At 37.1% G+C, this 9,865-nt stretch carries 10 protein-coding genes; all 10 read right to left on the bottom strand.

Translation table 11 applies throughout. The features are described 5' to 3' along the window. Window positions 1-348 precede the first annotated feature (348 nt). The 10 genes from ACIQ0C_RS24670 to nikA all read right to left on the bottom strand — a co-directional run bounded on the left by ACIQ0C_RS24670 (window position 349) and on the right by nikA (window position 8,989). Window positions 349-1,356, bottom strand: coding sequence for a ketoacyl-ACP synthase III (locus ACIQ0C_RS24670; RefSeq protein ID WP_403064918.1), 1,008 nt, complete (start codon window positions 1,354-1,356; stop codon window positions 349-351). A gap of 166 nt (window positions 1,357-1,522) precedes the next feature. After that, window positions 1,523-2,197 carry a hypothetical protein gene (locus ACIQ0C_RS24665; RefSeq protein ID WP_403064915.1) on the bottom strand — a complete coding sequence of 225 codons (675 nt, stop codon included), beginning with the start codon at window positions 2,195-2,197 and terminating at the stop codon, window positions 1,523-1,525. Window positions 2,198-2,327: 130 nt separating this feature from the next. Continuing rightward, complete coding sequence (locus ACIQ0C_RS24660) at window positions 2,328-2,711, bottom strand: hypothetical protein (RefSeq protein WP_403064912.1); 384 nt, start codon at window positions 2,709-2,711, stop codon at window positions 2,328-2,330. 79 nt (window positions 2,712-2,790) lie between these two features. Then, window positions 2,791-3,012 carry a helix-turn-helix domain-containing protein gene (locus tag ACIQ0C_RS24655; RefSeq protein WP_403064909.1) on the bottom strand — a complete coding sequence of 74 codons (222 nt, stop codon included), beginning with the start codon at window positions 3,010-3,012 and terminating at the stop codon, window positions 2,791-2,793. A 10-nt stretch (window positions 3,013-3,022) separates the two neighbouring features. Beyond that, a complete protein-coding gene (locus ACIQ0C_RS24650; protein ID WP_403064906.1) occupies window positions 3,023-3,514 on the bottom strand; it encodes a DUF2975 domain-containing protein in 492 nt (163 codons plus the stop codon). Between the two features lie 359 nt (window positions 3,515-3,873). Continuing rightward, window positions 3,874-4,695: a nickel import ATP-binding protein NikE gene (gene nikE / locus ACIQ0C_RS24645; RefSeq protein ID WP_403064903.1), complete on the bottom strand. Its 822-nt coding sequence runs from the start codon at window positions 4,693-4,695 to the stop codon at window positions 3,874-3,876. A 33-nt stretch (window positions 4,696-4,728) separates the two neighbouring features. Continuing rightward, on the bottom strand, window positions 4,729-5,556 hold the full coding sequence (gene nikD / locus ACIQ0C_RS24640; protein WP_403064900.1) for a nickel import ATP-binding protein NikD: 828 nt from the start codon (window positions 5,554-5,556) through the stop codon (window positions 4,729-4,731). 18 nt (window positions 5,557-5,574) lie between these two features. Beyond that, window positions 5,575-6,405, bottom strand: a complete 831-nt coding sequence (gene nikC, locus ACIQ0C_RS24635) for a nickel ABC transporter permease subunit NikC (RefSeq protein ID WP_034306314.1) — start codon at window positions 6,403-6,405, stop codon at window positions 5,575-5,577. Continuing rightward, window positions 6,402-7,346 carry a nickel ABC transporter permease subunit NikB gene (nikB, locus tag ACIQ0C_RS24630; protein WP_403064897.1) on the bottom strand — a complete coding sequence of 315 codons (945 nt, stop codon included), beginning with the start codon at window positions 7,344-7,346 and terminating at the stop codon, window positions 6,402-6,404. Before nikB ends, nikC begins: the two co-directional genes overlap by 4 nt. A 17-nt stretch (window positions 7,347-7,363) precedes the next feature. Continuing rightward, entirely contained in the window at window positions 7,364-8,989 is a 1,626-nt protein-coding gene (gene nikA, locus ACIQ0C_RS24625) for a nickel ABC transporter substrate-binding protein (RefSeq protein ID WP_403064894.1), read from the bottom strand. Between the last annotated feature and the right edge of the window lie 876 nt (window positions 8,990-9,865).

Raw genomic sequence — 9,865 nt, 5'->3', positions numbered from 1 at the left:
ATGTATGCTTTGATATCTTCGTTTCGTGCGATCGATTTCAATGCTTTTGAAACACGCTGTTCTGCTTCGTTATACATTTATATCACGCCCTTTTTTATGGATAGTTTAGATTCGTTTGTGAAAATTCTGATTTCTTTATATAGTATATCATTTTACTAGATCATGATATGTGTTACCGTAAAGTCCGTATACACTACCTGGCCCCATAAGAAAAAGTGCCTTAAAGACAGCTTCGATTTTCAGCTAACGCACCTGTTAGTTTAAGTAGAATGTTTCACAATCTTTCTCGAGGATAAAGTTTATGCGTCATAAAATATTCTGTTTATCTAAATGATTACTTAGAATACATCACAACGGTGTAGGAGTATTAATTTGTTCGTCAAAATTTAATTCTAAAAGTTGTCCAGCGTGAACCAATCCAGATCCAAATCCGTACATAAGAACTCGGTCTCCATTTTTGACTTTTCCCTTACGGATTCCAAGATCAAGAGCTAACGGAATGGTTGCAGCAGAGGTATTTCCAAAGTTGACTAAGCTATAAAGCGTTTTTTCCATTGGGTATTCTAATTTTTCGCAAATTGGCTCTATCAACCTTAAGTTAGCACTATGAGGTATAAACCAATCAACTTGATCTAAAATCGTTTGCGATTTTTCTAATATCTGTCTTATACTCTCAGGAACATTCCTTACAACCCATCGAAAAACTTCTCTACCATTTTGTACAAGATATTGAGTATCTATTAACTCAATCCCATTGATCTTTTTTGATAGTCCAGGTCGATATACATGTTGTGCTCCGCTTCCATCACTTCCTAGGTGGAATCCAATGAAACTTTTTGATTGTTCATCTCTTTCAACTAATACCGCACCAGCACCATCACCAAATAAAACACATGTATTTCTATCCGTATAATCTGTAATTTTTGAGAGTGTGTCTGCTCCAATAACTAGTACCTTTTTGTGGAGCCCAGAAGAAATTAAACTGTGTGCTGTATGTACTGCATAAACAAATCCTGCGCACGCTGCACTTAAATCTATGGCACCTGTTTGGGATATATTTAATTGGTCCTGTATGATACTTGAGACAGATGGGAATGGTAAATCTGGTGTGCTTGTTGCCACAATAATCATATCTACATCTTTGACTTCTTTATTATATCTGTGCATTAAATCTTTTACTGCAGATACGCATAAATCACTGGTAAATTCATCAGGACGGGTTATTCTTCGTTCATGAATCCCGGTTCTTTGAATAATCCATTCATTATTTGTTTCGACCATTTGCTCAAGTTCAAAATTTGTTAATTTTTTTTCTGGTACATATGTCCCGATAGCTGTTATTCTTGCCCCTATCATACGCTCACCCCAAATATTTATTAGAAGTTAGTATTAATACCTGGTACTAATTATAACAATTTATATTGTTATTAATCAATTTAAATTCCTTTTTTTTCTAAAACACTTACTCCTTATTGAAGTAACCTGCCCCGTTAGTTCAACATGGGTATGGAAAGGGAAAACACTATTCCCATTCATAATCAGTCACCAGCTCAACCTTTTCCGGCATTATTTTTTGAAGAGAGTCTATTGTTGAAAAGTTTTCATCATTTGAGAATGCGGCTATATAATCGCCATCATGCCCTACCCAAAACATAGTGGAACTCTCAGTTAAAGTTGCTATCAGGGTATTGGCTATCCATTTTAGTTTAATAAGTCTTGTTCGGTTATTTTTAGTCCTTTTTACGGGATAAGGCGACTCATGTTCCCTTTCCTCTAGTCTGAAGACATCCTGTTTTAAGGACCATAATGATAAGTTCAACATGCTCCCATTCCCGTGCAAATAAGGATAATATTGTTTAAATTGCTGTGAGCTGCGGATAATTGCCTTTACAAAGAACGTGTCTTTGCTACTCCCCTTCATATAATTGAACTCTATATTTTGCATCTTAAACAGCTCTTCGTACTCTTCTAATTGAAAATCATAGATTTCCGCAAGTGAATAAATAGGGTAATAATTTGGGCTCTCCAGCCAATTGCAAAAGAATTCTTCATGGGCATCTGTATAACCCCCATCAATATAACAAGAAAACTCTACGATATATTGGAACTCACCGGTAATCTCAAAAGGATAAGTGGCTTCTGGGCCAGGTACAGTTATTATTTTTTCTGGAGGGAGGTAGCTTATTTCTATCTTCAAGTTATTCGCCTCTCTTAAAAGGTTCGGATAGTTATATTTTTATTATATACCACGTGAAAATGTTGTTTTCACTGGCTTATTAGAGTTTTCTTCAGCTAACGCACCCGTTTGTTCAATAGTATTATTAATTCTAATCCCAAAAATTATAGATTGTCTCTCCAACACTTTTTGGCTTCCAATACGCTATTTGTTCCAATTCAGCACTGTTCAATTCATTATCATTTTCTAAATTAATCTTTCCAGTACTCTCTTTAATGTATAAGGGTTCGTTAAGTTCCTCAATACTCAAAACCTTATAAAAAGGACTAAACTGTTTCAATAATTCGGGTTCATCAATAAATTTAATATTTTCAAAATCAACAAAAGAAGCATAAGCTAAAAAAGGATAATGTTCATTAAGCAATATATGCAAATGTTTATCGAAAACTTTAACTTCGACATTTAAAAAATTAGTTGCAAACTGTGGTTCTATGAATTCCAGCACTTTTCCGTTATTCCTTTTTTTAATTTTCATGGGAGTTCCATAAGCAAAAAAAAGGCTGCCATAGCAGCCTCCCTAAATGAAGTAAAGTACCCGTTAAATTTGATGTCTATTATCCTTGATTCCCCTCTTCACTTTTGTATTCTAAAAGATCTCCCGGCTGACAGTCCAAAGCCTTACAAATCGCTTCTAACGTGGATAGTCGAATCGCTTTTGCCTTTCCATTTTTCAATATGGAAAGGTTAGCCATCGTTATTCCAACCCTTTCCGAAAGTTCTGTTACGCTCATTTTCCTTTTAGCAAGCATCACATCAATATTGATTATTATTGCCATGTTATTCACCTCAGACTATTAAGTCATTCTCTGATTTTATATCGATGGCTTCTTGTAAAAGTCTTTGAAGGGCAGCCGCAAAGACAGCAATCACCATGGGGGCAAAAATCATGACCATTCCGATTAGTCCGAGACCCGGTGCGTCATCCACTTCCGCTAGGATAAAGACGAATGGTAGGGCCACCACATACAAGCCACTGATTGTGATGGCACAGTTTTTGATTTTCTTTAGAGCTCTTACAGATAATTCCGAGAAAGCTTGGTTCTTGTCAATATAGCTTAATAGGTTAAAAGATTGATACAAAGCGAAGTAAAATGGGATTGCCGACACATACATAACCATTAAAAGGCCATATACCACATAAGCCAAGTCTGAACCTCTTTCTGCTGCTTCATTTGCTTCATTCGCTATCTGAGGCAATAAAAATAGACACAAAGCAAGAACCGGAATGCCGATAAAAATAACAGCTACCTTTAAAAAGAGTGTTGAACTTCGTTTCATAAAAAGCACTCATTTATTTATTGTCAATTTGAATTTAATACGGTTTTTATTGTTTTACAATAAAATATTATTGATTTTATTTATATTATTATTGTTTATAGGTTCATTAGGATCAAAAATAAAAAGCATTCCCCATTACAGCGAAATGCTCGATAACTTTAAACTATACAATTTAACTTGTACTCTAAAAAGAAGCTGCCAGATGGCAGCCGGATATTCAATAATAAACGAAACGCCCACAGCGCTAAATCGTATAAAACGAATAACCAGTATAAAGTATCCTACTTCAACTCCCCAATATATAAACAAGAGCCTCGATTTTCAACCTGAAATCGAGGCCTTCAAATATATATTCTAAACTAGGACTTGTTAATCCTCATTGGAAGAGAACGAAATCGCGGGTGCTCAGCAAGTATAGAACTTCTCATCTGTTTAACGACAGGATGTTCTGACGAAAAAAACTGATCTTTAGAATTGTAATGCTCGATTAATTCCCCTTTTTCCAGTACACCCAAAGTATCCGCGATTGAATAAGCTGCTTTAATATCATGTGTAATAAAAAGATAAGATAAGCCGAAGTCTTTTTTCAACTCACTTAATAATTCTAAAATCAATGTTTGATTAACCATATCCAGACTGCTTACGGATTCATCCAAGACAATTAACAGTGGCTTAAGAGAGATCGCTCTAGCAATATTAATTCTTTGCAATTGTCCACCGCTAAATTGGTGTGGGTATTTTTTCAAATCCTTCTCACTTAGGCCCACTCTTTCCAATAACTCAATAACCGTTCTTTTTTGTTCGGCTACGGTTAGTCTTTCATAGTTTTCTAATGGCTCGCCTATAATACTTTCGGCTGTCATTCGTGGATTGACAGCTGAATATGAATCCTGAAAGACGACTTGTAGATCTCGGCGCAGCCTTTGTCGAGTAATCTTATCAGCAGTGTAGATATCATGCCCTTGAAACAGGACCTGTCCTTGCTGCGGACGTTCTAAGCCAAGGATCACTTTTCCTAATGTACTTTTTCCAGCTCCACTCGTGCCAAGCAGCCCTAAACATGTTCCTTCGTCAATAGAAAGGGAAATGTCAGTGAGTACTTTTTTAGGATGCTCTTTCCATTTAAAAAACGTACGAGAATTATAGCTATGAGTTACTGCTTTTACTTGTAATAAACTCATTTGTTCACCCCTCAAAAGAATGCAGTCCATATATCACAACATATGGGTGATAGGTTCTTCATGATTTATGCTAAGACGGGCATTTAGCAGTTTCTTTGTATATTCATGCTGCGGATTATCAAACAGTTCAAACACATTTGCTGTTTCTACAATTCTGCCATGTTGCATAACGACTACATCATCTGCCATTTCAGAAATGACGCCAAGATCATGAGAAATGAGTAAAATGGATGTTCCATATTCAGAACGAATTTTATCCAAGTGGCGAAGTACCTGTAGTTGGTTATGAACGTCGAGTGCAGTTGTCGGCTCATCAGCAATAATAACGGAAGGCTGTAAACATGCAGCCATCGCAATCATCACGCGTTGAAGCATACCTCCACTCAGTTGAAAAGGATAGCTTTTTAATAGTTTCGCGGGATTTGGCAGGTTTACATTTTGCATCGCCTCGATGGCAAGCTCTTTTGCTTGTTTTTTATTCAATGCGGTATGAGACCTAATCGTTTCGACAAATTGATTGCCAATTGTAAAAACAGGCGTAAATGAATTCATCGGATTTTGCATAATAAAGGCAATATCCTTGCCGCGAATTCCACGTATTTCTTTATCGTCCAAACCATTTAATTCTCGTCCTTGAAGGGTAATGCTCCCTTCAATTGTCGTTGTTTTCCGATCAAGAAGCTGTAGAATGGACATACTCGTAACGGTTTTGCCACTCCCACTTTCCCCAACAAGGCCCAATACCTTCCCTTTTTCCAGTTCGAAATTAATATCCTGAACGAGGGTGGAGGCACCTTCCTTTGTTTGTACTTTTACATGTAGATCGCTCACTGTTAATACATTCGACCGTTCTGTTCTCAATCTTCTCATTCCTTTTTATTAACGACGTTTGACTCCAAAACGTTCTGATAGCGCTTCGCCTAATAAATTGAAGGTGACGACAACAAGCATAATCATCAAACCTGGATATAGCATTAATTCTGGATTCGTCCGAATATAGGATTTCCCTTCATGAATCATTGCTCCCCATTCCGGTGTAGGAGGCTGCACGCCCAAACCTAGAAACGACATGGCCGATATATCCATGATGGCCCAACCCATTTCTAATGTACCCATAACAGCGAGCGGAGGAAGAACATTTGGAACAATATGTTTCTTTATTATCTTCCATTGAGAAGAACCGCTTATTTTAGCTGCCGCTATATAGTTTTGTTCTTTTAGACTAAGTACCATTCCTCGGAAAATTCTCGCATAATACACCCATTGCACAAGCATCAATGCTATGATGACCTGTTTAAGGCCAGGTCCCAATATACCAACAAGTCCAAGAATGAGCAAAAGATTCGGAAATGCCATAACACCATCACACAGTCTCATTAGCACCTGGTCCACCCATCCGCCTTTATAACCAGCAATGGTTCCGACAATCAAACCGATGCCTAAAGATGAAATAAAGATCAATGTGGCAAATCCTAACGAAATGCGAGCACCATATAAGATGCGTGATAACGTACATCTTCCTAAATGATCTGTTCCCAATGGATACTCAAAGGAAGATGGCTGTAGTTTATTAGCTAAATTGACAGCAATAGGATCATTAGGTGCAATCCAAGGAGCCAAGATGGTGATGATAAATAGGAAGCTCAATATTATTGAACAAAGGACAATCACTTTCTGACTTCTCATCATAATACGAAGACTTGTTATCATTGACGCTCCCCTCCTTTTCTGGAGATGCGCGGGTCGATGCACATTTGAATAAGGTCAACAATCAAGTTGCTAATAATGAATAGTCCCGCTGCTAAAAGCACATAGCACTGAATGACAGGAACATCCCGATTAAAGATAGCTTCAATGAAATAACGTCCGAATCCTGGCCAGGAAAAGACCGCTTCGACGATAATGGTTCCAGTCAGCAGCTTTCCTAAATTCATTCCTAGTCCAGTAATCATAGGAGATATGGCTATTCTCAATACATGCTTTCCCATAATGATTTTCTCATGAATCCCTCTTGTGCGAGCAAAAAGGACATAAGGTTCCTGTAAATTTTCAAGAACGCTAGCACGTAATAATCGAGTATACAAAGCTATTAATGGCAAAGCTAAAGTAACGGAAGGGAGAACCAAATGTTTCCAAGTCCCGATTCCTTCAACAGGGAATAGGTCGAGTTTAACAGAAAAGAAAAATATCAATAAATAACCAAGCCAAAAAGAAGGGATGGATGCCCCGAAAAAAGAGAGAAGGCGACTAAAATGGTCAATCCCACTGTTTTTCTTTATGCCTGCCAAAAACCCAAGAGGGATACTGACCAGGATAGCCAATATGATGCTACCTAAAGCTAACTGAATGGTCGCTGGCATTCGATATGTAACCTCTTCCCAAACAGGTTTATTCGAAAGATAAGATATGCCAAAATCAAATTGGCATATCTTAATAATAGAATTTACATATTGAACATGGAGGGGTTGATCTAAGCCAAACTCATGTCTTTTCTGAGCCAATATCTCATCTGTAGATTGGATATGTGCTGCAGATAAATATGCCTCAGCTGGGTCCACTGGTGAAAGGTGAATCATTCCAAACGTTAGAAGAGTGGCCAAAAGAAAGATGGGAATAATGGCCATAATTCGTTTCAAGATATAAGTACCCATGAAAACCCTCCTGTAACTTACTTCTCGATGCTAATTCCTGTGAATGGATGTTCATCCCGGTTAGCAGGGAATGTAAAATTAGATACATCTTTTTGGTAAACAGCTATTTTCTTAATATAAGAAATAGGCACAATCGCTCCTTGGTCTTGCAGTGATTCCAAAATGGTTGAGTAAAGTTCTTGACGTTCTTTTTCATCTGTCGTTCCAGGAACATCTGCAATTTGTTTTAACAACTCATCTCTGTTCGGATAAGATGAAATGGCTTCGTTAAAACCAAATCCTTCTGAACCAACGACATTTACGAATGTATGTGGATCATATGGAGCGCCATAGTTACTAAAGAAATTCAATTCAAAATCATTAGCTTTGAATCTTTCAATTTGTACCGTAAGCTCAACTCCAACGATATTCAATTTAACACCTAGTGCCGCCCACTCAGATTGTAATGTTTCGGCCATTGCTTTTTGAATCGATTCTGCAGAGTCGTACATTAACTCGATTTCAAGCGGCTTTCCGTCTTTCTCACGAACGTTTTTTCCTTTTGGAAGCTTCCATCCTGCTTCATCTAATAAAGCTTTTGCTTTTTCGACATCATAATCAATCGCTGTTACATCAATGTCTGAAGTATACGGGAAGTTTGTCGGTAAAATGAAATCTGCCTTCTCTTCCAACCCAGAAGTAACTCCGTCAACCATTGCTTTTTTATTAAATCCATATTGTAACGCTTGACGAACACGTAAATCTGAAAGTTGTTCTTTCTTCGTATTCATAACTAGTTGTCTTGTCGCAACCGGATCAGAAATACTAGTCTCATAGTTACCTGTTGTTTCTAATTGTTTGAAAGCATCCAGACTGATAGCACCTTCACCATAAATTAGGTCCAGGTCACCTTTTTCAAAAGCAAGAACACGGGTTTCCGCATCAGGAATGATCTTGACTTTGATTTTCTTAACTTTAGGGAGTTCACCCCAATAATTTTCATTTCGTTTGAAAATAGCATATTCATCCGCTTTATGTTCTTCCAAAATCCATGGACCTGTACCGACTGGTTTTTTAACACCCTTTGAAGTATCCCCATCTTTAGGGAATCCAGCATCACCTAAGAATCGGACTGGACGAACGACGGCTAACTCTTGAATAGTAGGATAATATGGTTCTTTTAATGTTAGTTTAAATGTGTTTTGGTCAATTACTTCCGTTTGATCCACTTTCGGAATAAAGCCCAACCAACTATGTAAATCAACATTTTTCAATATAGTATCAAAGTTCTTTTTCACAATTTCAGCATTAAAGCTCGTACCGTCAGAAAATTTCACATCTTGACGGAGGTTGAACGTATATTCCTTCCCATCCTTGGAAATTTCCCAAGATTCAGCTAAATGCGGTTTCAGCTTACCTCCATCTTGGTAGCTGACCAAAGGTTCATATATCATTGATGTAGCGAATAATTGAGAAGGATTATAGACATGCGGATTCATTTCACCTATATCCCTAGGCCAAGCAAAAGTAAGCATGTCTTTACTGTCTTTGTTTGAAGTTGAATTTTCTTTTGATTCATTTGTACATCCAAGTAAAAGCGTTGATAAAATTAAAACGATTGCAGATATAAATAACACTTGTTTGCTGTTTCTTCGTTTTGACATAACATTGGTGCCCCCTGTACCATATTGAGAATTATTTTCAATTGTAATGAGTAACTATATTATTGTCAATATAATGTCGAAACTCTTGAAAAATATATATGTTTATAACAAAGCATATTTAGATACGTAGAACCTCAATCTCCTTTTTATCTATGATGCTACTCCAAATATTCTTGCGTTCGACCCCTTTTGAAGCCGGTATTGCTCGTGAAAGTTAGGAATATGGCCAAAATGATTTACATTCCGTTGTGAAGATATAATCATCATTCACCTGTTTTTTGATAACAAAGTCATCAGTTGCAATAATCTTAACCTTATAAGAGGATAAAGTCGATATTATTATTCTAATATAATGATTTAAGCATCGCGGATACAATATGTAAATTTCCCTTTGGAGTTCTCCTTAAGCCGCCTTTTCCCAATCCTGCCGGTTCTCATCTTCGGAAGGGTGGACATGGCATTTAATCGTTGTTTAGATTTGTGAATGTCCCAAACGTTCTTGCACCAAGATAATAAAGGATACGATGAGAATTCCGAAACATATATGGTGTTAGATGCATTCCGTTTTTTCCCTTTAAGTTCTTGAAAAGTAGAATGATATTCCATTGGCGTCCTGGACTTTCGCCAGCAATTTAACAAAAACAAAGTTATGACCCTGATTATAATCATCAATCACTTCATACTATATTCCTTTCCCCTGTTTTCTAGCTGTTCTAGATATGGAAAATAGAATTTTTAAAGCCGTGCAATAGGTCCGTAAAGTAGCACGATGTACATAAAAATATCGAAGAAAAGACCTCCCATAAGTTCAGTGAACTTACAAAAGGTCTCCTCTATCGGTGAAATTAAGTTGTATCAAGAACTAAAAGTTAGCAT

This window comes from Peribacillus sp. NPDC096448, from assembly GCF_044762675.1.
Lineage (GTDB): Bacteria > Bacillota > Bacilli > Bacillales > DSM-1321 > Peribacillus > Peribacillus frigoritolerans_B.
Note: the sequence above shows the minus strand (reverse complement) of the source record. Positions and strands in the feature narration are given on the sequence as shown.

What these genes read in the sequence shown, in the direction of transcription:
- nikB (WP_403064897.1), bottom strand. Translation starts at nt 7,346, where the DNA reads ATGGGTACTTATATCTTGAAACGAATTATGGCCATTATTCCCATCTTT.
- nikE (WP_403064903.1), bottom strand. Translation starts at nt 4,695, where the DNA reads ATGAGTTTATTACAAGTAAAAGCAGTAACTCATAGCTATAATTCTCGT.
- nikA (WP_403064894.1), bottom strand. Translation starts at nt 8,989, where the DNA reads ATGTCAAAACGAAGAAACAGCAAACAAGTGTTATTTATATCTGCAATC.
- nikC (WP_034306314.1), bottom strand. Translation starts at nt 6,405, where the DNA reads ATGATAACAAGTCTTCGTATTATGATGAGAAGTCAGAAAGTGATTGTC.
- ACIQ0C_RS24660 (WP_403064912.1), bottom strand. Translation starts at nt 2,711, where the DNA reads ATGAAAATTAAAAAAAGGAATAACGGAAAAGTGCTGGAATTCATAGAA.
- ACIQ0C_RS24655 (WP_403064909.1), bottom strand. Translation starts at nt 3,012, where the DNA reads ATGGCAATAATAATCAATATTGATGTGATGCTTGCTAAAAGGAAAATG.
- ACIQ0C_RS24670 (WP_403064918.1), bottom strand. Translation starts at nt 1,356, where the DNA reads ATGATAGGGGCAAGAATAACAGCTATCGGGACATATGTACCAGAAAAA.
- ACIQ0C_RS24650 (WP_403064906.1), bottom strand. Translation starts at nt 3,514, where the DNA reads ATGAAACGAAGTTCAACACTCTTTTTAAAGGTAGCTGTTATTTTTATC.